Origin of the sequence: Sphingobacterium faecale, assembly GCF_016746095.1 — a bacterium.
GTDB lineage: Bacteria > Bacteroidota > Bacteroidia > Sphingobacteriales > Sphingobacteriaceae > Sphingobacterium > Sphingobacterium faecale.
In genome coordinates, this window is sequence record NZ_JAERTY010000007.1 from 210,404 (window position 1) to 234,735 (window position 24,332).

The 24,332-nt window shown below is 41.2% G+C and carries 18 protein-coding genes and 1 riboswitch; of the genes, 10 read left to right on the plus strand and 8 right to left on the minus strand.

Annotation, left to right across the window (positions count from 1 at the left end; genetic code table 11):
• The 5 genes from JKG61_RS13285 to JKG61_RS13305 are packed head-to-tail and all read left to right on the plus strand — an operon-like array spanning position 1 to position 9,303.
• Entirely contained in the window at positions 1–1,188 is a 1,188-nt protein-coding gene (locus JKG61_RS13285; RefSeq protein ID WP_202103465.1) for a DUF2062 domain-containing protein, read from the plus strand.
• A complete protein-coding gene (locus JKG61_RS13290) occupies positions 1,188–4,853 on the plus strand; it encodes a 1-acyl-sn-glycerol-3-phosphate acyltransferase (protein WP_202103466.1) in 3,666 nt (1,221 codons plus the stop codon). Before JKG61_RS13285 ends, JKG61_RS13290 begins: the two co-directional genes overlap by 1 nt.
• Entirely contained in the window at positions 4,819–6,375 is a 1,557-nt protein-coding gene (locus JKG61_RS13295; protein ID WP_202103467.1) for a phytoene desaturase family protein, read from the plus strand. Before JKG61_RS13290 ends, JKG61_RS13295 begins: the two co-directional genes overlap by 35 nt.
• On the plus strand, positions 6,368–8,029 hold the full coding sequence (locus tag JKG61_RS13300) for a C45 family peptidase (RefSeq protein ID WP_202103468.1): 1,662 nt from the start codon (positions 6,368–6,370) through the stop codon (positions 8,027–8,029). Before JKG61_RS13295 ends, JKG61_RS13300 begins: the two co-directional genes overlap by 8 nt.
• Positions 7,996–9,303, plus strand: a complete 1,308-nt coding sequence (locus JKG61_RS13305; RefSeq protein ID WP_237249474.1) for a phenylacetate--CoA ligase family protein — start codon at positions 7,996–7,998, stop codon at positions 9,301–9,303. Before JKG61_RS13300 ends, JKG61_RS13305 begins: the two co-directional genes overlap by 34 nt.
• A gap of 14 nt (positions 9,304–9,317) precedes the next feature.
• Here the strand turns inward: JKG61_RS13305 and JKG61_RS13310 are convergent, their stop codons facing one another.
• Complete coding sequence (locus JKG61_RS13310; RefSeq protein ID WP_202103469.1) at positions 9,318–12,200, minus strand: DEAD/DEAH box helicase; 2,883 nt, start codon at positions 12,198–12,200, stop codon at positions 9,318–9,320.
• 156 nt (positions 12,201–12,356) lie between these two features.
• On the minus strand, positions 12,357–13,148 hold the full coding sequence (gene dapF, locus JKG61_RS13315; protein WP_202103470.1) for a diaminopimelate epimerase: 792 nt from the start codon (positions 13,146–13,148) through the stop codon (positions 12,357–12,359).
• Positions 13,149–13,358: 210 nt separating this feature from the next.
• Between dapF and JKG61_RS13320 the strand changes: the two genes are divergently transcribed.
• From JKG61_RS13320 to JKG61_RS13340, 5 genes are all read left to right on the plus strand, one after another.
• Entirely contained in the window at positions 13,359–14,918 is a 1,560-nt protein-coding gene (locus JKG61_RS13320) for a Do family serine endopeptidase (protein WP_202103471.1), read from the plus strand.
• Positions 14,919–15,005: 87 nt separating this feature from the next.
• The gene (locus JKG61_RS13325; RefSeq protein WP_021071189.1) at positions 15,006–15,440 is read left to right on the plus strand and encodes a low molecular weight protein-tyrosine-phosphatase; all 435 of its coding nucleotides are present in this window, start codon (positions 15,006–15,008) and stop codon (positions 15,438–15,440) included.
• Positions 15,441–15,578: 138 nt separating this feature from the next.
• Positions 15,579–15,926 carry a hypothetical protein gene (locus JKG61_RS13330; RefSeq protein ID WP_202103472.1) on the plus strand — a complete coding sequence of 116 codons (348 nt, stop codon included), beginning with the start codon at positions 15,579–15,581 and terminating at the stop codon, positions 15,924–15,926.
• A 9-nt stretch (positions 15,927–15,935) separates the two neighbouring features.
• Entirely contained in the window at positions 15,936–16,694 is a 759-nt protein-coding gene (locus JKG61_RS13335) for a peptidylprolyl isomerase (protein WP_202103473.1), read from the plus strand.
• A 38-nt stretch (positions 16,695–16,732) separates the two neighbouring features.
• Positions 16,733–17,500 (plus strand): exodeoxyribonuclease III, encoded by a 768-nt coding sequence (locus JKG61_RS13340; RefSeq protein ID WP_202103474.1) that lies wholly within the window; start codon positions 16,733–16,735, stop codon positions 17,498–17,500.
• Here JKG61_RS13340 and JKG61_RS13345 read toward each other — a convergent pair.
• From JKG61_RS13345 to JKG61_RS13370, 6 genes are all read right to left on the minus strand, one after another.
• Entirely contained in the window at positions 17,497–17,919 is a 423-nt protein-coding gene (locus JKG61_RS13345; protein ID WP_202103475.1) for a 6-pyruvoyl trahydropterin synthase family protein, read from the minus strand. The genes JKG61_RS13340 and JKG61_RS13345 overlap by 4 nt on opposite strands.
• Before the next feature lie 58 nt (positions 17,920–17,977).
• A complete protein-coding gene (locus JKG61_RS13350) occupies positions 17,978–18,511 on the minus strand; it encodes a DUF4833 domain-containing protein (protein ID WP_202103476.1) in 534 nt (177 codons plus the stop codon).
• Between the two features lie 5 nt (positions 18,512–18,516).
• Positions 18,517–18,693 carry a hypothetical protein gene (locus tag JKG61_RS13355; protein WP_202103477.1) on the minus strand — a complete coding sequence of 59 codons (177 nt, stop codon included), beginning with the start codon at positions 18,691–18,693 and terminating at the stop codon, positions 18,517–18,519.
• A 347-nt stretch (positions 18,694–19,040) separates the two neighbouring features.
• Positions 19,041–21,353: a 5-methyltetrahydropteroyltriglutamate--homocysteine S-methyltransferase gene (metE, locus tag JKG61_RS13360; RefSeq protein ID WP_202103478.1), complete on the minus strand. Its 2,313-nt coding sequence runs from the start codon at positions 21,351–21,353 to the stop codon at positions 19,041–19,043.
• A 72-nt stretch (positions 21,354–21,425) separates the two neighbouring features.
• Positions 21,426–21,529: riboswitch (SAM riboswitch) on the minus strand.
• Between the two features lie 91 nt (positions 21,530–21,620).
• Positions 21,621–22,307, minus strand: coding sequence for a response regulator transcription factor (locus JKG61_RS13365; RefSeq protein WP_021071196.1), 687 nt, complete (start codon positions 22,305–22,307; stop codon positions 21,621–21,623).
• A 19-nt stretch (positions 22,308–22,326) separates the two neighbouring features.
• A complete protein-coding gene (locus tag JKG61_RS13370) occupies positions 22,327–24,195 on the minus strand; it encodes a sensor histidine kinase (protein WP_202103479.1) in 1,869 nt (622 codons plus the stop codon).
• Between the last annotated feature and the right edge of the window lie 137 nt (positions 24,196–24,332).

Here is a 24,332-nt window from a genome sequence, read left to right on the forward strand (position 1 = left end):
ATGGAAGATTCTTTACAACAGCGGCTTACTCATTTGGGAATTGTTGTTGTTATACCTACGTATAATAACGAGAAGACGCTGTGTCGCGTGTTGGATGGTGTTTTGAACTATACGGAGCAGGTTATCGTGGTGAATGACGGTTCGACGGATGGGACTTCCCGGATATTAGATGATTATAAGGGTATAGAACGTATCGACTTTGCGCAGAATAAAGGCAAAGGTTGTGCATTGCGGGCTGGTTTGGCAAGAGCACGGGAGCAAGGGTATGAATATGCTGTGACAATTGATTCGGATGGTCAGCACTATCCTAGTGATTTGGTTGCTTTTGTCGAGGAGATTGAAAGATCGGAAACACCTGTTTTGCTGATCGGTGCTCGTAATATGACACAGGATTCTGTCCCCAAAAAGTCTTCTTTTGGAAATAAATTTTCCAATTTCTGGTTTTGGTTTGAGACGGGCATCCGATTGGAAGATACGCAATCGGGATACAGGGCCTACCCCTTAAATGTTATTCCGAGGAAATATTACACCCGTAAGTTTGAATTTGAAATTGAGGTTATTGTACGTGCTGCATGGAATGGTGTAGCTGTTAGAAATATACCGGTACAGGTGCTGTATGATCCTTCGGAGCGTGTTTCTCATTTTCGACCTTTTAAGGATTTTACGCGGATCAGTATCTTGAATACGGTATTGGTGTTTCTTACTTTTTTTTATATTATCCCCCGAAATTTTTTCCGCTCGTTCAAAAAAAAAAGTTTGAATGATTTTATAAAGGAAAATATCTTTGGTTCAGAAGACTCTCCGGAGAAGATGGCGGCCTCTATTGGTTTTGGTGTTTTTATGGGGATTGCTCCTGTTTGGGGATTTCAGACAGCACTGGTTATTACTTTGTCGGTTTTTTTTCGATTGAATAAGGTATTGTCCTTTGCTTTTTCAAATGTTAGTTTACCTCCTTTTATACCATTGATTATTTATGCGTCGCTCCTTGTTGGCGGATTGGTGCTACCCTCAGCTGGTGCTAATGGGGTGTTGAAATTGGATAGTATTAGCTTTGATACGATACAGCAGCATTTGGTGCAATATCTGGTCGGGTCTTTATTGTTAGCGACGATAATGGGGCTATTGGTCGGATTTGGCAGTTATATTTTAATCCGTATGAAGCAGAATAAATCGGTGTCAGCTGAATAATGCATTTGTTTTTTTACCATATTTATTGTTGGGTACAACGACACAAGCTGATTGCGCTGGTATTGTCGGTATTGTTTTTATTGTTTTTTGGTTTTCTGGCTTCTAAGATCCGTTTTGAAGAAGATATAACACAGATTATCCCAAAGAGTGAGCGGTCAGATCTAACTACAAAAGCGATTCGGCAGGTTAATTTTTCGGATAAAATCACTGTTCTTATAGAGCGGTCCCCAACTGCGGCTGTGGAGGATCTTGTGGAGGCGGCTCAAGGTCTTGCGGATACCTTATCTCAAGATAGCCTTTATATCCGCGAGATTACAGGGCAGTTGGATGAAGGAGTGATAGGGCAGGCTTACGATTTTGTATATGAGCATATTCCTTTTTTTCTTGATGGGTCGGATTATGATAGTTTGGCGGTACGTATATCTAAAGAGGGATTGTCTCAGCGCATGGCAGCAAATTATGAAACGCTGTCTTCGCCATCAGGCTTTGTCTTAGGAGAATTTATTCAGAAGGATCCCTTGGGACTGGCTGTAATGGGACTCCAAAAGCTCCAACGGATCAGTGTGGGGGATCACTTTTTACTTTATGATGGTTTTATAACAAGTAAGGATACGACGCAAATACTTCTCTTTTTAAGCCCCAAATATGAAGGTGCCGAGACGGAGAAGAATAAAGCTTTTGCGGAGGAGCTGTATGGTTTGCAAAAAATCTGGAACAGCACCTATGAGGGACGTGTCCGTATTTCTTATTTTGGTTCTGCACTGGTTGCTGTCGCGAATGCGGATCAGATTAAAGGGGATATTCTAAAGACGATACTGCTATCGATGTCGGTGCTGATGGTGCTCTTGATTCTGTTTTATCGGAAGTTGTATATTCCGTTGTTGGTGTTTATACCGACCATTTTTGCAACGGTGTTTGCATTGGGCTGCCTTTACTTGTATAAGCCTGTGATCTCGGCCATATCACTGAGTATTGGGGCTGTTCTGATTGGTATTACTATAGATTTCGCTTTGCATATTTTGACCCACTTCAAGAAGAATACGGATGTAAAGGTATTGTTTAAAGAGTTGACTAAGCCGCTATTGATGTCGGGGACGACGAATGCGGTAGCTTTTCTCTGTCTTCTTTTTGTTCATTCTACAGCATTAATTGATCTGGGAATTTTTGCATCGATTACGCTGGTCGCTTCCTCGGTATTCACGTTGCTTATTATTCCACATCTTTATAAGCCTAAAGAGGAGCTTCGGCATAATAGCTTGTTGGATAAGGTGGCTGCATTTCCTTTTGAGCGAAGTAAGGTATTACTTGTTTCTTGTATCGTCCTGATCGGAGTCAGTTTATTTACGAGTGGTAAAGTGCGTTTTAATAATGATCTGGCTGGCTTGAACTATATGCCAGCTGACTTAGCGGATACAGAATCCCGTCTGGATAAGCTCATGAATACCTCGGCCAAATCGTTGTATGTGGTGGCGACAGGTAATACCTTGGATACGGCGTTGCAGCGGAATGAAGAGGTTGCTGCTTACCTTAATCTAGCTAAGGCGGAGGAGCTTATATTGGACTTTTCTAACGTAGGTGATCTGTTGAATCCTATTCAGGTTCAACAAGCTAAAATAGCAGCATGGAACTCCTTTTGGCATTATCATAATAAAGAGTTGGTTATACGTAATCTCCGGAATATAGGGGAGGAATATGGATTTACAGCAGATGCCTATGAGCAGTTTTTTGGACTGTTGCGAGAGCCTTTTTCTCCGATGGCACTCTCGGATTTGGAACTGTTACCGAATGTAGGTGTCCGTGATTTTGTTGTTAGCAAGAATGGGTTCTTTACCGTATCATCGATGGTTAAACTCGAGGAGAAGCATAGAAATCAGCTTGTCAAGAAACTGGAGGAAATGCCTGGCGTGGTGGTGGTCGATCGGAAGCAATTGAATGAAACCTTTTTAGGGAAGTTGAGAGACGATTTTAATGCGTTGGTAGGGTATTCTTCGGTGGCTATATTGTTAATCCTGTGGGTGTTTTTTAGGCGATTGGAACTGGTGTTGCTCGCTGCTATTCCGATCGGTCTTACAGGGTTGGTAACGGCTGGGATAATGGGGCTTTTTGGGCTTGAGTTTAATATTTTTTCTGCGATCGTATGTACTTTGGTATTTGGACATGGCGTGGACTTCAGTATTTTTATGACAGCGGCCTTGCAAAAGCAGTATAGTACGGGGGAGGATGAGCTTCAGGTGTTCCGTACTTCTATTTTATTGGCTGTGTTGACGACTGTATTGGCTATTGGGGCGCTGATATTTGCCAAACACCCTGCATTGATTTCTATTTCTTCGGTGTCGTTGATCGGGGTTTTTGCTGCAGTGGTGATTACGTTTGTGTTTTATCCTATTATCTTTCGTTTCTTTATTACGGATCGGGCTAAACATGGAAAGTCACCGTTCACTGTCTTTATTCTGTTCTGGTCTTTATTGCTTTTCCTATATTATGGTTTAGGTTGTATTTTTCTTTCTTTCTTCGCGCGATTGGTGCTTCCTATTATTCCTGTCAAACGTGAGCGTAAAGATGGTCTTTTAAGATACTTGATCTCTAAGTTTATGAAGTCGGTGTTGTATGGCTATCCGTTGGTGAGCAACAAAACGGCTAATCCTTACGGCGAACGCTTTGAGAAGCCTGCGGTAGTGATCGGTAATCATAGTTCTTTTCTAGATACCCTTACCATGGGGATGTTGGTTCCGAAGATGATCTTTCTGGTGAATGACTGGGTTTGGAAATCTCCGATTTTTGGAAGGGCTGTTCGGGTTCTTGGATTTTATCCGACAAGTAATGGGGTGGAGGGGAGTCTAGACTTTTTGAGAGCAAAGGTGGAACAGGGATATTCTATTGTCGTCTTTCCGGAGGGGACACGATCCTATGATAATCAGATAAAACGCTTTCATAAAGGCGCATTTTATCTTGCAGAACAGTTGCAATTGGATATCCTACCTATTTATATTCATGGTAATGGTGATGTGTTGCCTAAGGGTGATGTGTTGATCTTTCCCGGACAGCTTCGTCCGATAGTTGGGAAGCGTATCTCGGTAGTGGATGAAACTTATGGTACGACTTATTCGGAAAGGACGAAAGCGATTTCTGCTTCCTTTAAAGCGAATTTTGAAGACCAACGGTTTGCTCTTGAAAATGCGGATTATTTTGTGGCTAAGATCCATTTGGCGTATCTCTATAAAGATGATGAAATCGTTGAATCTGTAAAAGATTCCTTAAAACGTTGGAAGCAATTGTTTTGGGAGCTTAATCGGCAGTTGCCAGACGGAGGGGATTGGTTGCACTGGAGCTCTTCGTTCGGAGAATTGGATTACCTCTTGTCATTGCACCAGGGGAAACGGAAGGTATATGGTTTGATCGAAGAGGTGGAACATAGAAAAGTGGCTGAAAGTATTTACTGGTCTTCTTCTCGAGCGGTACGTTTTGTCGCTGTGCAGCAACGCAGTGATGTGCTGGTGATATCGAAGTTGTTACTTGGGGCGGATTACCTATGGGATGGATGGTTAGATTATCCCTGCATCGTAAATCTTAATAGTGGTAATAACCTTGATCTGTTGCTGGAAAGGAACTTTGTTCTGGAATCCGTTGAAAATGGTATTCAGTTTTATAGGAGGGGGCATGCTTAAGTCTGACTATGATGTGGTGATTGTGGGCAGTGGACTGGGGGGCTTGGCTGCTGCGGTTATCTTAGCTAAAGAAGGTAAGCGTGTGTGTGTACTGGAGAAGAACAATCAGTTTGGAGGCAATCTACAGACTTTCTCACGAAGTAAGAAGATTTTTGATACGGGAGTACATTATATCGGTGGCTTGTCGAAAGGACAGAATTTATACCGTTATTTTTCCTATCTGGGTATTATGGATAAGCTCCATCTGGAACAAATGCCGGAGGTATTTGACTATGTAGGTTTTGGGGATGATGATGTGGAGTATCCTTTGGCCCAAGGTTATGATTCTTTTATCGAACAACTGTGTGTGTTTTTTCCAAATGAGAGTGCTGCATTGGAGCAATACGTGAGCGATCTACAGCGCGTATGTGAGGCTTTTCCTTTGTATAATTTAACGGAACCTGAAGATGTCTCTTATCAGCACCCCTTTTCGGGACTGAGTGTATATGCCTATTTTGAAAAGTTGACTTCTGATGTCACTTTGCGGGCAGTATTGGCTGGTGCCAACTTTTTGTATGCGGGGGATTCGAGGCGAACACCTTTTTATCTTCACGCTCTTACCGTAAATTCATATATACAGAGTTCATACCGTTGCGTAAATGGAGGTAGTCAAATCAGCAAACAATTGGTTAGACAGCTTCGAAATTTGGGAGGGGTTGCGCTACGGCATCAGGAGGTTGTACAGTATCATAGTCGGGATGGTCGTATATATAAGGTAGAAACGAAAGCAGGGGAGCAGTATCGTGCGGACTTGTTTATTTCTAATGTGGAGCCACAAACGACTTTGAAACAGGTGGATAATGCTTTGTTCCGTTCGGTCTATGTTGACCGGATACAGCATTTACCGCTCACAGTATCTTCTTTCAGTGCGCATTTTGTTTTGAAAGAGGGAGTTGTTCCCTACGTTGGGTCGAATCTATATTATCATCGGGATAAACAGGGGATGTGGAATCTTCCGGCGTATGAACAGGAGCAATGGCCTGAGATGTATATGTTGTCGATGACGGAGGATAAGAATGCTCCTGGATATGCGGATACATTGACTTGTCTCAGTGTGATGCAATTTGAAGAGGTGCGGCCGTGGAGCCTGTCAAAAAATACGGTGGTGGAGGTGTGTGATAGGGGGAAAGATTATGATGCTTTTAAGGATAGTAGAATAAATCGGATATTGGATAAATTAGAGGTACGCTGGCCAGCACTACGGGAATCGGTATTGGCTGTGCACGCTTCTACTCCACTGTCTTATCGGGATTATATTGGTACGAGCGAAGGGAATCTATATGGGCCTGAAAAGGATGTAAATTATGAGATGCAGACCAAAATTTCTCCTAGGACAAAGATTCCTAATTTGTTTTTTGTAGGTCAGAGTGTCGGGATGCATGGTGTACTGGGGGTGACCATTGGTGCTGTGGCTACGTGTATGGAGGTGTTGGGGGGAGGATTCTATTTATTGGCTAAAATTAAAGCAGTGACGGATGAGTAGAATTGTGCAATTTATTTTTCTGTTGCTCGTGTGTTCTTCCTGTGCATCGAATAGAATTTCGAAGCGGTATGCCCGTTCGTTTGTGGAGCAGGTCGATACAGTTCGGCTGGTGCGGGAGGAGGATACGGTGCGTGTTCTGAGCAATCGGGATTATGTGGTAAAGAATCGGTATGGTACTTGGGAACTTTATGTGTCGGGCGATTCTTATGGTCTGGGGAATCGGATGGGATTGCTGACAGCGGATTTGTTTAGGCATCAACAGGCGGTCTTTATGGGGAAGTTGGAAGGCATGGTGTCTTCTAGATTTAAGCGTCGTTTGGTATCTAAGTTTATTCATTGGTATGGCCGGCACTTGGATGATTATATTCCGAGGGGATATCTTGATGAGATTTATGCTTTGTCTACGCATTTGGATAACAGATATGCGTATGCCGGTGATAATTTTAGTCTGACATTATTTATGCACGCCGCGCATGATTTAGGGCACGCTTTGCGGGATTTGGCAATTGTTGGATGCTCGTCGGTAGCTTCTTGGGGGGATAATACGGATGATGGTCAACTTTTGATTGGTCGGAATTTTGATTTTTACGTGGATGATGAGTTTGCTGAAAACAAAGTTATTAATTTTGTGCGACCTCATGGAGGGATACCTTTTATGTCGATTTCTTGGGCAGGGATGATTGGTGTTGTTTCTGGAATGAATATGGAAGGCCTTACGGTAACGATGAATGCGGGTAAATCATCTATTCCTCTTTCTGCAAGGAGGCCGATTTCTATTGTCGCTCGTGAGATTTTGGAAAAAGCTGGTACTATTGAAGAGGCAATTGCGGTGGCAAAGGAGGCTCGGTCTTTTGTCTCGGAATCTTTGATGATCGGGAGTGCCCATGATAAAAAGGCGGTTCTTTTGGAAATATCTCCTAAAAAATTTGATGTGTTTGAGGTCGAAAACAGTCAACAATTATTATGTACTAACCATTTTCAGTCCGATACGTATGCTTCTGATAAGCGTAATATAGCCCATATTCAGAATAGCCATTCGAAGTATAGGTATGACCGGCTTTCAGAACTGTTGGGGCAGGAGGATAAACTTAACCCGACCAAAATGGTGGATATATTAAGGAATAAAGAGGGCTTGACAGGTGAGGATATCGGTTATGGAAATGATAAGTCGCTAAATCATTTATTGGCCCATCATGCGGTGGTCTTTAAACCGGAGGATAAATTGGTATGGGTATCTAATTCGCCTTATCAGCTGGGAGCGTTTACGGCTTATGATCTAAAGGCTATCTTCTCGGATGAGTCTGTCGTGGGGAGGTCTCGGCTCATGGATTCGCTTACCATAGTGGAGGATTCTTTTGTGCAGTCTGCCGCATATAAAGATTACGAACGCTATAAAAGTGAATCAGATCGTATTATGCAGGCGATACGTTTGAAAAGGGAAATTTCGGAAGAGGATCTCAGAAAGTTTAAGGCGCTTAACCCAAATCTTTGGTTAGTTTATTATATTGCTGGACGGTATTGGTATAAAAGAGGAGATTACGATAAGGCGATGGTCGAGTTTTCGAAGGCGTTGACGCTGGAAATTCCTACGGTACAGGCTGAAAAAGAAATACAGAAATTATGGGACAAGTCAAACAGAAAGCATCGGAAATAGTTTATTCTTCGATGCGTGCAATTGAAGCTTTTCAGGAGGTACTATTGCAGCAGCAATTGGTCTATTTGGCAGAGCGATCGCCGTTTTATCAGCGTTTATTTGCGAAGCATAATATCGATGTATCTAATGTGAAGACCTTGTCTGATCTCCAATCATTACCTACAACCTGTAAAGATGATCTGCAACTGTATAATGATGATTTTCTGTGTGTGCCTCCTGAGCATATTATTGATTATTGTACAACTTCTGGAACATTGGGCACACCGGTTACTTTTGGACTTACGGACAAGGATCTGGATCGTTTGGCTGCCAATGAGATGCAATCTTTTGAAACTGTAGGAATAAAACAAGGGGATCGCGTGCAGTTGATGACGACTATCGATCGTCGGTTTATGGCGGGACTGGCGTATTTTTTGGGTTTGAGAAAATTGGGCGCTGGCGTAATCCGTGTGGGGTCAGGAATCCCTCAGATGCAATGGGATTCTATACTGAAGTATAAGCCGACTTATCTGATTGCGGTTCCTTCTTTTTTATTGAAGCTGATTGAATTTGCAGAACAACATGATATTGACTATAATAAAAGTAGTGTTAAAGCGGTAATCTGTATCGGCGAGGCCTTACGTGACAAGGATTTGAATAATACGATTCTTACGGACCGTATTATTAGTAAATGGAATATCAAGCTGCACTCTACGTACGCTTCTACGGAGATGGGGGCTGCATTTACGGAGTGTGGTCATTTTGCGGGGGGACATGTGCAACCTGATCTGATTATTACGGAGATTGTGGATGATGAGGGTGAAGTGGTTGCGGATGGGGAGAGTGGTGAGCTTGTCGTCACGACACTGGGGGTGGAGGGTTTGCCGCTGTTACGTTTTAAAACAGGGGATATCGTGCGTAAGCATGTAGAACCTTGTGCCTGTGGGCGTCATACGTATCGTATAGGCCCCGTGGAAGGGAGAAAGCAGCATATGGTCAAATATAAGGGCACGACTTTGTATCCGCCTGCTATGCATGATCTATTGGCGGGTTTTCCTGAAGTATTGTTGCATCAGATTGAGCTGTTTCATAACGAGATCGGTACGGATGAAATCGTGATACGTTTGGTGTCTGCGAATTCGTCGGAAGAGTTTATCGGAGGAATTAAGGATCATTTTAGGGCAAAACTGCGTGTTGCCCCAAAGATTGAACTGTGTGTGCTTGAAGAGTTGCAACAGTCGGTTTTTAATCCGCTAAGTCGGAAGCCGATTACTTTTATCGATAATAGGGTATAGCTTTGATGTGCTTATTATCTCAATAACTCTTTTAGGTCATCCTGAGATAGTGATTTTACGAAGCTTTCCTCGGTGGTAACGAGTGATGTCGCTATCGATTTCTTGCGATTCTGCATGGCTACTATTTTTTCTTCGACAGTATCCTTACTGATAAATTTGTAGATGAATACATTACGGGTCTGGCCGATGCGGTGGCTTCTGTCTATGGCCTGCTGTTCGACCGCTGGGTTCCACCACGGATCGAGTATAAATACATAATCGGCTTCGGTAAGGTTGAGACCTACACCTCCTGCTTTTATTGAAATGAGGAATAGTTTGATATTGTCATCTGTTTTGAATTCCTGTACGGCCTGAGCTCTATTTTTTGTGGTACCATCGAGGTAGGCAAAAGGAATATTTAGTTTTTGGAAGTGATTCTTGAAGATTTCGAGGTGCTTAACAAATTGAGAGAAAATCAAAACCTTGTTTCCTTCTGATGATATGGCATCGAGCATTTCAAGAACAGCTTCGAACTTACCCGATCCTGCTTGGTAATTTTCTTCCACCATCTGGGGATGGTTGGCCAATTGTCTTAGCTTGGTTAGGCCTTGTAGTAATGCAATCTGCGACCCTTTGCCTTGCTGTTGTACCGTACTGTCTAATATGGCGTTGCGGTACTCCGATTTGGTGGTCTCGTAGCGTTCGGATTGGTCTTCTGTCATCTCGCAGTAGATAATCTGTTCTGTCTTGGGCGGTAACTCTGTGGCGACTTGATTTTTTGTCCGTCGGAGTACAAAAGGCTTTATGATGGCTTGTAGTCTTTTGGCGGAGGCCTCGTCTTTTTTCTTTTCAATGGGGGTGACAAACTCTTTTTGAAAGAACGAATAGCTGCCCAATAGACCTGGATTTGTAAAGTGCATCTGTGACCATATATCTGAAACCGAATTTTCAACAGGCGTACCGCTGAGGGCTAGTTTGTGACGGCTTTTTAAAACTTTAATTGCCTTAAAGGACTTAGATGTCGGATTTTTTATGTTTTGACTTTCATCTAAGATGATGTAGTTAAAAAAGCATTTGCTTAATATGGCTTCATCGCTACGGACAATACCGTAGGTGGTGATAACTAAGTCAAAATGGGTAAAGGCATAAGGATCTTTGAAACGGTTTGTGCCGGTGTGTAAAAGAACTCTTAGCTTGGGGGCAAAGTTATCTGCCTCTTTTTGCCAATTGTATACTAGGGAGGTCGGTAATATCAGTAGAGACGTCTTTGCATGATCCGTATCTTTTAACTCTTCTTTCTGTTTCTGCAGTAGCGCTAATGTCTGTACAGTTTTTCCCAACCCCATATCGTCAGCGAGTACTCCTCCGAATTTATACTCTTGAAGGAAATGGAACCAATTATAGCCTGCTTGTTGATAAGGACGTAGTTGGCCAACGAATCCTTGTGGCTGTCCTATTTCTTGTATCTCTTCGAAATTGCTGAGTTGTTGTAGCTTGCGGCTCATACTTAGTGCTGTATGCTCCGATATTTCATGAAGAATTCCGATATGAGCTTTGTTAAGCTGTAGACTGTCTTTTTTGAGTGCAAATTGAAACAAGTGTTCATACTGGGCGAACCACTCTTCGGGGATAATAGCCACTTCGCCATTGGGTAATACGAATTCCTGTATATGATTAAGGATATGATCCCGTAATTGTATAAAGGGTATTTTGTATGGGCCGAAGTTGGCGAAGGCGCGTACATCAAACCAATCGTTATCTTCGACGACTTCAATATCCAATGAGGTTTTTCCGATAAAGATTTGTTTACCTCCTGTGTCTTGTTTTATTTGGAAGCCTTGAGTTAATAGTTCTTCTTGGTGGTGATTGAGCCAGTCGAATATGCTAAACGTATTTTCGGGATCTGGAACATAGCTTCCGAATAGGGAGTCTTCTTGTTTAAGTCCTAAGTCTAAAAGGTGCTGATGCTGTTTTTCTTCCCAGGCAGCGGATCGCTTGATTCTTGAGAAAGTATACCAATCCTTTTCTTTTTCATATTGCAGACGTACCGATATTTTGTGATCTCCGCCATAGGAGAAGGAGTAATCACCGTAGTTGAACGAAAGCTGTACGTGGGACTGCCCTTCGATAACATAGTTTAAGGTCAGTACGGGGGTGGCATCTTCCTTGATCGTCTTAATGTCAAATCCCTCGGCGTAAACGTTGTTTTTTTCTATCAGATTGGCGACGAATGTTTCAAAGTATTTTTTCTCTGTAGCGCGCGTTACGGTGATATAGCGTTTGTTTAAGAAGGGGCTGAGTTTTTTTCCTTCCAATGGTTGGTTAAAATGGTACAGCGTATTGTCCATTAATAACCATGCTTGGGCGTTGATAATGACTTCGGCATTTTTGAACATGAACTCCATCCGATGCCCATTGTATTTCAGTGTCGGGAAATAACGTGTCTCTACTTCGTTTCGTCTGAAATGAAATAGAATCGATGTAGGTAATGGGGCTATTTGTAGCTTTTGATCCGCAGAATAGCCATCTTTCTTATTCATTAGGAATAACGGCTTTTGGCCAATTAATTCTAATGCTTTTAATAATTTCTGCTCTAATTTGGGGCGTATATAATCGTATATTTTTTGATCGAATATATTGAGAAAGTAGTCCGCTGGGCGAATGGCTTTTTTATGATACTTTTTGATGACCTGTGTCTGTTCGACTTCGTCCAACAGTTTGATGATTTTATAGTCCTGCTCATCCAAAGCTGCGGCATATTCTTCAACGGTATTGGAGAACACTCTTTTGGAAGATAAAGAAAGACTGCCATTGGCATTGAGTTGTACAATGTGTGGTTCTATGAGATAGCCTAAATAGGGATGTTCACCGAGTGAATAAACCAATTGGTAACGAATAGATTTTTCTGTTTGCCGCATCTTTACTAATACTTCCTTAAGAAGGCATCTAATATAACCCGAATAACGATAAAGTAAAAATAAAAAGGTAAATAGTTCGTTGTTAGTTATTAGCTATTGGCAGATGGCTTATAGCAGATAGCGGATGGCAGATAGCCATAAGCTAATAACCATCGGCTATAAGCTTATGGCTATAAATCCTTCATAGACAAAAGTAGCTGGACCTTTAAGTATGACATTGGTAAATCTTTGGCCGTTTTTCTCAAAGGACACGTATAATTGTCCGCCTAATGCACGGATAGGGATTTCAAGAGGTCCATTCAAATCTTCTTCGATTGCCATAGCCATAGCAACAGCGGTGGCGCCGGTACCACAGGCGTAGGTTTCATTTTCTACACCCCGTTCGAAGGTGCGGAGGAAATAACCAGCTCCTTCTTTTTCTACAAAATTGACATTAATACCATCCTGTCTGTAGGTACTGTTGTTGCGTATGGCATATCCTTGTTGGTATACATCGAGCTGTGTGAGGTTTTTTGCTTTGGTCACATAGTGTGGCGAACCGGTGTGCAAGACGTAAGCTTCTCCATCTTTTTGAATTTCATAGACATCAGTCATTCCAAGTTTTACCTGTTCTCTTTGGATAGTTGCATCGTGCTCTCCATCTACTGCCAAAAAGACAGTTTTGTCTTTTATGATACCAAGATCGCGGGCAAATGCGACAATGCAGCGCCCTCCATTGCCACACATGCTGCCTTCACGGCCGTCGGAATTAAAATAGACCATTTCGAAATCAAGCTCGTTGGTGTTTTGTAGCAGCATTAGCCCGTCCGCACCGATTCCAAACCTGCGATCACATAAATGCTTTACTAGCGCGGTGCTGATGTTATTCAATCCCTTATCTCTATTGTCGATTAGGATGAAATCATTGCCTGCGCCCTGATATTTATGAAATTTAATTTTTTGGTCCATAAAACTTGAAAATATGCATCAAATTTAATATTCTTGTTACAATTGTGCGTCAACGTGTTAAAACATGTTAAAAACCTAAAAAAGTCACTGTTTATTAACAAATTTTAACTGACAAAAGTTGTGACAGGCCGTGTGATGGTACTACATTTGACTAACACAATTTGTACTTAATTAGAATAACAAAGTTAGAAATTAAAACAGCAAAGTAATATGAAAAAAATAGGAGTAAGTTTATTAGCAGCTGTCCTAGGAGGGGCAATTGCTGTAGGGGGATACAAGTTTTTTGAAAACAAGCAATTGGATAATATGACTTTTGAAGAGAAACAAAAGGTCTATTATGCAAGTAATCCAACGAGTACAGCATTGTCATCTACGGGTAATCCCGATTTTACGCAGGCAGCAGCGGCAGTTTCGCCAGGTGTAGTGCATATAAAAGTTTCTGTTACGACACGTGGTGGTCAACGTGGTGGCGGTGGTTCAGGCTCGCCTTTCGATCTGTTTGAAGAGTTTTTCGGTATGCCTCAACAACGTAGAGGTCAGCCAGCACAACCTAGACAGGCACAGGCATCTGGTTCTGGTGTAATTATATCGCCTGATGGTTATATTGTCACCAATAATCACGTCGTTGAAGACGCGGACAAAATAGAAGTTCAACTAACGGACAATCGTAGTTTTGAAGCTAAGGTAATCGGCCGTGATCCTAATTTTGATCTGGCCTTGATTAAAGTAAATGCTACGAACCTTCCGATGGTAAAATTAGGTAACTCGGATGATGTACAGGTTGGAGAATGGGTACTGGCAGTCGGATATCCGTTGGGTTTGCAGTCTACCGTAACAGCAGGTATCGTCAGTGCTAAAGGACGTCGTATTGGTATCTTGGATGAGCCTTCTCAACAACGTGGCTTTGGACAAGGTGGACAACCTGAGCAGATGGTCAGTACAGCTATTGAATCTTTTATCCAAACGGATGCGGTAATTAATAAAGGTAATAGTGGTGGTGCATTGGTCAATGCCCGTGGTGAACTGATTGGTATCAACTCTGCTATTGCGTCGCCAACTGGTACGTATGCGGGATATGGTTTTGCAATTCCAATCAGTCTTGCTAAGAAGGTCCTGGATGATTTTAAAGAATTTGGTAGTGTTAAGCGTGGTTTCGTAGGGGTTAGTTTTAAAGAGGTTGGTGTCGTGCGCAAGGAATACGGATTGGATGATGTCAATGGACTGTATGTGGAAGAAGTGGTGAAAGGTGGTGGTGCAGAAGGTGCTGGAATTAAGAAGGGGGATATCATTACTAAAGTAGACGGAAAAATTATCTACGGATCACCTGATTTGCAGGAACGTGTAGCCAGACTTCGTCCAGGTGATAAAGTGAAGCTTACCTATAAGAGGGATGGAAAAGAGAAGGACGTTATGGTAACACTAAAGGGAGAAGAGGTTAATAAGTCTTCCGGAAATGAGGAAGGATCAAGTGCCAGTGCAACGCAGATCTTTAATAAATTGGGAGCGAGTTTTATCCCTGCAACTGACGCGCGTAAGAAAGAGTTAGGCATTACTTCTGGGGTAGTGGTGACTCAAGTGCACCGCGGAGGAGTGTTCGAATACTTTGGTGTAGAAAGAGGCTTGGTGATTACGGACGTTAATGGTAAAACAGTGAATAGTGTGGATGATGTTGAATCTGCTCTAGCATCTACAAAACGTAATATTGTACGTATAAAAGGAGTTCCTCAACGTGGTAGTACGGTGGAGTTGAATGTTCCTATTGAGTATTAAACAGTAGAATAGTTTAAATAAGAACAAAGTATGGTTTCGAAAAAAGCCATACTTTGTTTTTTTATATATAATCTGGATTTTTGAGGGATGAATATTTTAATGGTATGTTTGGGTAATATCTGCCGGTCACCGCTAGCCCATGGTGTATTGCAACAGATGGCTGTGGCTAAGAATTTAAATTGGCATGTGGATTCGGCAGGGACGGGAGACTGGCATGTGGGGCAGGCTCCTGATCATCGGTCGATAGCTGTTGCGAAAAAATATGGTGTGGATATCTCTGGGCAACGGGCGCAACATTTTACCGTAGCACTTTTCGATTTGTATGATCTTATTCTGGTCATGGACAGACAAAATTATCAGGATGTATTAGGTTTAGCAAATACAGCAGAGCAAAAAGACAAGGTCAGATTATTTTTAGATGATGATGTTGTTCCTGATCCTTATTTTGACGATGCGCTATTTGAACCGGTATACGATATGGTCGAAAAGCGATGTCAGCAGTTGATATCGGAGTTATCTTAAAGAATGGCATGACAATTCTTTCTGTTGAAATCATTATTTTTGACTTTTTATAAATATGAAATACTCATGTTTATCAAGGTGCAAACATCCATAGTCCTTCAGCTAGCGGATGACAGATAAAAAACAGGTTAGACATATATGAAAGCAGCAGAAGTAAATAAAAAATGGAATATCCTGAGAGAGGCTCTCGCTCAAAGTTTTGATATGGAATTGCCCGATATAAAGGTGGTTTTGTTTTTAATCGGGGTTCAGGAATTGGGCCAAGGACCAAAGAAATTTTCTAAACGGGAGAAGGAAGAGTTGATGCATATTGCGACTTGTAGGCTCTTTAGTTCGATGGGCTTTTATGAGCTCGAAGGGCTCGACGAACAGGGATGGCCACATTGGAAATTGGTGAAAGCTATTCCAAATTATACCTTATTGGAACAGGAATTAATTATGAAATCGTTGATTATTGATTATTTTCAGGAATTGGAAGTGATATAACTTATTTTTATGAAAAGATTTTTACTTACTTTTTTTTTAGGACTATTTCTTGTGGCAGCGCAGGCGCAGAAGCCACAGCATTATTATGTGGAGCTTAAGACCAGTAAAGGGAATATTTTGATTCAGCTTTATAATGAAACTCCTAAACATAGGGATAACTTTAAGAAATTAGTCAACGATGGCTATTATGACTCTTTGCTTTTTCATCGGGTAATCCAGAATTTTATGATCCAAGGTGGAGATCCTGATTCGAAAAATGCGGCGGATAATGCCATACTGGGCAATGGCGGTCCTGACTACAAAGTGAATTCTGAGATACAGGATGGTCTTATCCATAAAAAAGGAGCGTTAGGAGCTGCTCGAGATAATAATCCCGCAAAGCAATCTTCTGCATCACAGTTTTATATTGTTCAGGGACGTAGGTTTACGAGCCAAGGATTAGATTCTCTGGAACAATTTCGATTGAATGGAAAGAAGCTTTCGGCTTTACAGCGTGATCAATATATGACTGTAGGTGGAGCGCCTCATCTGGATGGCAATTATACGGTATTTGGTCAGGTAGTCCATGGATTGGAGGCGGTAGACGGTATTGCTGGTGTCAAAACAAACGCCCAGGACAGACCTGTTGTCAATGAACGTATGTTTGTGCGGTTATTGACGAGAAGAGAGGCTGTAAATCAGGATCGGGAATTACAAGGTCTTAAGCCCAAATCAGGATTTCTTACAGAATTTTTTGATGCTTTTAAGTCAAAGAAATATAAGCTGTAAAAGGTTTTGTTAAGTGATTAATTAATAATTGACTAGTAATGAAGATTGTAACATATAATGTGAATGGGATACGGGCAGCCTTGAAGAAAGATTGGATAGGTTGGTTGAAGACTGTGAATCCGGATGTGGTCTGTCTGCAGGAAATTAAAGCTACGCCGGATCAGGTTCCTGAAATAGCTTTTTTTGAACAGATGGGGTATGAACATTACTGGTATCCGGCACAAAAAAAGGGGTACAGTGGTACGGCTATTTTAACTAAAAAGACTCCTAAACATGTGGAGTATGGGTGCGGACATGAGGATTATGACTTTGAAGGAAGGATTATCCGTGTAGATTTTGATGACGTTTCGGTGATGAGTACGTATTTCCCTTCTGGTACAACGGGGGATACTAGGCAAACCTTTAAGTATCGTTTTTTAGACGATTTTCAAGCGTATGCGACTAAACTAGTGGAAGAAAAGACTAATCTTGTCGTATGTGGTGATTTTAATATTTGCCATCGAGCGATTGATATCCATAATCCGAAGTCAAATGCCAATACTTCGGGATTTTTGCCTGAAGAACGTGAATGGATGGAGAGTTTTATTAATTCGGGCTTTATTGATACATTCAGGCATTTGCATGCGGAACCACATAACTATACCTGGTGGAGCTACAGAGCTGGATCACGGGGTAAGAACCTCGGCTGGCGCATCGACTATAATATGGCATCGGTAGCCTTGAGAGATCGGATTAAATCTGCTCATATTCTGAGCGATGCTGTGCATTCGGACCATTGTCCGGTGTTACTCGAATTGGGAGACTAAATCAATGTATACGAGGCGGCGCATTTTTGCGTTTCCTCGACTTTACATTTGATTAGTCGACAGCCGTATTGGGCGAGTTGTTGTGGCCCAATTTGCTCTACTAGATACTTTGCTATATTTTCTGCAGTGGGATTGAATGGAACGAGAACGAGGCTGTCTGCTGCTATGTCCATGAGCCCTGACAGTAGGGGATCTTCATTCCAAATAAGAAATTTGTGATCAAAATTTTCTTCTAGCCACATACATAGCTTTTCTTTGATGACAGAGAAGTCTACTACACGGCCGACTGTGTCTAATTCTTCTGCTTGAACAATAAAGTGTATACGGTAATTGTGACCATGTAGGTACCTGCATTTTCCTTCGTGTCCTACGACCCTGTGCCCACACGAAATATCGTGATATCTCTCTGCTGTAATCATATTGCAAACTTAGATAAAAAGCACTGTATTCGGTAGAAAAGACTTGGTAAACTTGAATTTATCCGTTTGGAACTAGTTTGGTCTGGACTCGCTTGCCTTGTTGATTAAGTCCTATGAATAGGATATAATCGACTTTTGTAGTTAATCCGGACGTGCCCTCTCGCTGTACAATGAATAGGTTCGTTACATTCATCTTTATGCCATTTAAAGTTGTTTCTATGTAGTATGTCTGGTTATCTATACTGCGTAGATATAGCTTTTGCTCAGGATAGGAAACCAAGGAGAACTCCATGTTGCTTTTGTCACGTGAACTCCAATCTATACCGTAGGCAAACTTGCGCTGTATGGCTGTTAATGGTTTAACCTCTGCGTTGTTATCAAAAAGCTGTCTACTGATCTTGATGGGTTCGTCCATGTCGATATTTCCCTGAGGATTCTTATTGACTTGGTAGAGGTACGTGTTTTTCCCTCTATTGTGTTGTATGTAAAACAGGAGATCTTTTGCTTTTGGAATGGGATGTCCATCTTGCGCCTGCGCTGAACATAAAAATAAGACGGCGCAGAGGATAGGGATGAATATTTGTTTGTACATAGATTTTAATCCCGTCTTCCTCCAAACATCTTGGCAAGTAGCCATATTAGAAGTGCAACGACTACGACTACGATAAGAATACCCGACCAAACTCCGGCTTTGAAAATACCTCCAATAATCTCACAACTGGTCAATGACATTATAGTCAGGATCATTAGTGTTATAGTGCTTAATTTTTTCATATGTATATAATTTACAGTTGCTATATGGAATATCCCAATTGCATTATGCACGACTTTATTACTGTTGGTGTGCATGCTGCTCCGCGGTTATTGGTGTTTGGGCAGTTATACTACATGAATATTTCATATTTGACTTTTAATTATTAACAAGTAAGCTGCAAAAAGGTTTATTTCTTTAGTTTTAAATAATTGTAAAGAATCAGTGTTGGATCGGTTCTATACGAATAAATGTATAGCGGACACGCTGGTTTGTATATCAATAATTACAATGGGAGAGGTATGTGAAAAATCCCAGGCTTTTTGGTTCCTGGGATTTTAAGTTTATTTAATACTACTAATTTTTGCTGTTATTCTGCTCTTAATATTTTTGCAGCTTTGACCATAGATTCTAATGCTGCTTTTGTTTCTGGCCAAGCACGTGTTTTTAGACCACAGTCTGGGTTGACCCAAAGTTGTTCAGAAGGAACAACTGCTTTTGCCTTGCGCAATAGATCGACCATTTCTTCTGTGCTAGGTACACGAGGAGAGTGGATGTCATATACGCCCGGGCCGATGTCGTTTGGATATTTAAAGTCGCCAGCGAACGCATTTAATAATTTCATCTGTGAACGTGATGTCTCAATGGTAATCACATCGGCATCCATCGCTGCGATATCTTTGATTACATTGTTGAATTCGGAATAACACATGTGGGTATGGATCTGTGTATCGTCTGCAACATTGGAGGAGGAGACACGGAACGCACGCACGGCCCAATTCAAATATTCTTGCTGATCGGCTTTCCGTAAAGGAAGTCCTTCACGTATTGCAGGCTCATCAATCTGAATGATTTTGATGCCTGATTTTTCTAATGCTTGCACTTCATCCAATATCGCTAATGCAATTTGATAGGTCGTGGTAGAACGTGGCTGGTCGTTGCGGACAAATGACCATTGAAGGATGGTAACAGGACCAGTCAACATTCCTTTTACAGGACGGTTGGTCAATGATTGCGCATAAGCTGACCAACGCACTGTCATATCTGCAGGGCGGTACACATCCCCATAAATCACTGGCGGCTTGACACAGCGTGAACCGTATGATTGCACCCATCCATATTGTGTAAATGCATAACCAGCTAATTGTTCGCCGAAGTATTCAACCATGTCGTTGCGTTCGAACTCTCCGTGCACTAATACATCGATCTCTAATTGTTCTTGAAGACGAATGGTATTTTCTGTTTCTTCAGCAATAGCTTTATCGTATTCTTCTTGTGTAATGGTTCCTTTTTTAAGATCTGCACGCCATTTACGAACATCCTTGGTCTGTGGGAATGATCCAATCGTGGTTGTAGCAAACGATGGTAAGTTGAATTTTGCTTGTTGTGCTGCTTTACGTGATGCAAACGGAGAGGTGCGCTGTGCATCCTCATCTGTAATATTACTTACACGTTCCTTTACTTCAGGTCGGTGTATTAGTGGGGATGTACGACGGCTTTCTGCGGAGGCTTTATTAGCTTCAAAGTGTTGCGCTGTTGTTGCGTCAACGTCTCCATTGGCTAATATAGCAAGGTCTTTTACTTCTGCTAGCTTTTGTTTGGCAAATGCTAACCAGTTTTTGACTTCAGCAGGAAGTGTTTCTTCATTCTTTTCACTTTCCAAATCAAATGGTACGTGGAGTAAAGAGGAAGAAGTGCCTACCCATACACGATCTGCACCTAATGCATTAACGGCCTGCTGGATTTTGGTAAGTGATTTTTGATAATCATTCTTCCATATATTACGTCCCTCTACAACGCCCAAAGAAAGAGTCAGTGATGATGGAACCTTAGCCAAGAGTGTGTCTAATTGATTCTCACCACGTACGAGGTCAATATGTAGGGCATGTACAGGTAGATTGACTGCTAGATCTTCATTGTCCTGTAATGCCTCGAAATAAGTGGTTGCAATAAGTTTTGCATTTCCAGCAGCACTATTTAATCTTTCAAAAACTTGGTTATATAAAGCTTTTGTTTTAGCATCGATATCCAGGGCCAAGTAGGGTTCATCAATTTGGATGTATTTAGCGCCCGCATCAGCTAGCTTGGACAGGATCTGTTCGTAAACTGGTAATAGGTTTTCAATTAAGTCAATACGGTTAAACCCTGTTTCTTTTTCTTTTCCTATCAATAAGTATGTGATGGGGCCGATAATAACTGGCTTGGTGTCGATACCAAGAGCTTTAGCTTCATTATATTCATTTAAGAACTTTTCTGAACTAAGTTTGAATGTCTGTCCTTTTGTAAATTCAGGAACCATGTAGTGGTAGTTTGTGTCAAACCACTTGGTCATTTCGGACGCTGTAACGTCTATTCCGTCTTGTTGGAAACCGCGAGCCATAGCGAAGTACAGATCTAAACTGTAGCCGTTGTCTGCTTTATCCAATAAAGAGCTGTAACGAGCCGGTATCGCACCTAACGTTAAGGAAAGATCCAATACTTGATCATAAAAAGAGAAATCATTGGAAGGAATTAAATCAATTCCGGCATTCTTTTGTGTGTTCCAATTTGCTTGACGGATTTCTTTGGCTGTTTGAAGTAATTCTTCCGCAGAAATCTTTTTAGCCCAATACGCCTCATTAGCTTTTTTTAGTTCGCGGAAAGGTCCCACTCTTGGGTAACCTAAGTTGTTGGTAATTAACATACTATTCCCTTTTTAAAATGTTTTTTAATAAAAAAATAATGCTGTAGAGAGAGTTCTTGGATCAGAAACTTCGGCTTATCTTTTCCGCCAGCTGGCGGATAGAATTTAGCACCTTGTCAAGGGACAGGTTGCTAAGGCTTCATCGGGTCTAGTCCCTCTGCCTTTCTCTATAAGCGCTGCTAAATTAAAGAGAAGAATTGATATTACAAAAAAAAAGACAAAAACAGATTCGTTTTCGTCTTTCTTTGTTCTTGAGGTTATACGATTTTAGCTCACGAGCAGTTTGTATCCTTTACCATGGACATTGACAATCTCTACATTAGGGTCTTCTTTAAGATACTTTCTAAGCTTACTTAAAAAAACATCCATACTGCGACCAGTAAAGTAGTTGTCATCATGCCAGATCTTGATGAGAGCTTCCTCGCGTGTGAGAACATCGTTCTTTTTTAAGCAGAGTAGACGTAGCAATTCTGCTTCTTTGGTCGATAGTTTTTGCTGTTGCCCTTTGTAGGATATAATCTGACTGGTATAATCAAAAAAATACCCGCCAATTTCAAATTTGTCTGCAAGTTCTTCTTCTTTGTCTTTAGATACTCGTTTGAGCAAAGCGTTAATACGTAGTAAAAGTTCTTCGACACGAAATGGCTTTGTGATATAGTCGTCTCCTCCCAATTCAAAGGCTTGGGTTTTGTCTTCCATCATTCCTTTGGCCGTAGCAAAAATGATCGGGATGGTCTGATTTATCTTCCTGATTTCTTTTCCCAATGTGAAACCATCTTTTCTAGGCATCATGACATCGAAAATACAAAGATCGAAATTGTCTTTTCTAAACTGCTCTAATGCCTGTTCTCCATCTTGGCAAAGTACTACTTCGTATTTTCCTTTTAGTTCTAGGTAGTCTTTTAAGAGTTCACCTAGATTAGGGTCATCTTCTGCTAATAATATCTTTTGCATAGTGGTTTGTTGTCTTTGTTTATGAGTTATCGATGTCTTTTGATTTTAATGGTAATGTTATCTCAAAAGTTGTGCCTCTATCTTTTTCGCTTTTTACCTGAATTTTTCCATCTAATCTCTTAATGATATCATGGACATAGCTCAATCCTAGTCCAAAACCTTTTACATTGTGTAGATTCCCAGTAGGAATTCGGTAGAACTGGTCAAATATTTTTTCCTGCTGTTCTTTTGTCATCCCCATCCCCTTGTCAGAAATTGATATTATGATATTTCCTTTCGAATTATGGCTTTTTACCAGTATCTCTGGTGAATTTGGACTATATTTTATAGCATTGTCAACTAAGTTAAAGAATACATTGGAAAGATGCAATTCATCCCCTATAACTAAGTCTTTGGTCGCTGATAAGTCAGACTGGATTGACCCCTTGGCCTTTTGCAGCTGTAATTGCATACTGTCTAAAACACCCTCTAATAACGGGTTGACAAGGACATCAACACGTTCTATCTTAAGGTTTTCTTTTTCCAGTTTAGCTATATTTAGTACGCGTTCGATGTGACTACCTAGTCTTACGTTTTCGTCGTAAATAATATTTGCTAGTTTATTTACACGTTGTTCATTTGATGCGATTTCAGGATCTCTTAAGGACTCACTTGCAATCATGATAGTCGCCACGGGAGTTTTGAATTCGTGGGTCATATTGTTGATAAAGTCTGTTTTCATTTCTGAAATCTTTTTCTGTTTGAAGATAATAGACAATGTGTAGGCGAAGCAACCAATAAGTAGGGCAAAGAGCGTTAGGGTAGGTAATATCAGGTAGCTCATGTTGTCTGCAATGACCCGCTTTTTGTTGGGAAAATATATACTCAATCGACCTGTTGGCTCTCCGAAGTCTCCCTTGAATAAGGCTGTGGTATAGCGAGGAGACTGATCAGCTGTTGTAAGTGTCTCGGCATCGGGACTATGGTAAATAATCTTCGATCGATCTCTGATCTCGATTTTGAACGGAGAATGTATGCCTCGAGATATTAACTCTTCTTGCAGTAGTTTTTGGACTTGATTTTGATTTACCCTTTGTTCAAGTGGCCTGTTTGACAGTTGAATGCTCAATGCAATGTCTTCGACGAATCCTGCCTTCTTGCCTCCCAAAATGGCTAAGGTGTCAAAAGCATTTTCTGCTCCAGCCAGCGCATTTTTCTTGTCTGCCAAAAACTCTTTGTTCAATACCTCTAGCTGTGCTCTCAGCTCCATAAGTTCGAAGGCAACTTTTGCATCGGCTTTTGGAGGTAAAGTTGCAATACGATAATCTCTGACAATTCCCATGGCGTCTATTGTAGATACAACGTATCGAACGGAATCGTCTTTTGCGCTAACGCGTGGTAATTCCTGTGTAGCTGATACAACAACAAAACTCTGTGCCAGTGAGGTTCCGGGAATGCGTTCTTGAACCAGACTGATATCTATATACTGTTGAGTTTGGCGTTTGCGGAAATAAGTCTCGTAAAACCAGTTTTCGATATAGGTAATATTTGCAAATATTGCTTTTAGTTTTTCGTCTTCTTCCCGGAATATACTTTCTACGTCAAGTTGTTGTAATCTTAATCTTTCAATTTGACGTTGTATACGCAATTGTTCGGCAAGCATCCGTTGTTTTTTTTGCTCTGCTTCATATTTGGCTTGATTGGCCCGTGTTATGATCTGGGAATTGTTGATTAATTCACTTTTCTCGATTTCTGAAGCTACCTTAGCTAATGAAGTGTTGATTGCTTCATCAAAAAGAATTGATTTTTGCTTGTAGGTCTCACGGATAAAATAGTATTGCATGGCCACTACGCCGAGTAGGGCAATAGACATTAGACCTATGATCAGTGAGATGCTTTTTTTCTTCATTGTTACAAAAATAGTAATGTATTATACCTTGAAGCTCTCTTTAACACTATTTAACAGCGGTTTAAGGAATTAGAGGAGATGATATTGTTGATAATATTTGTATTTTTATTTAAACATGGGGGTATGTATGGTTTATA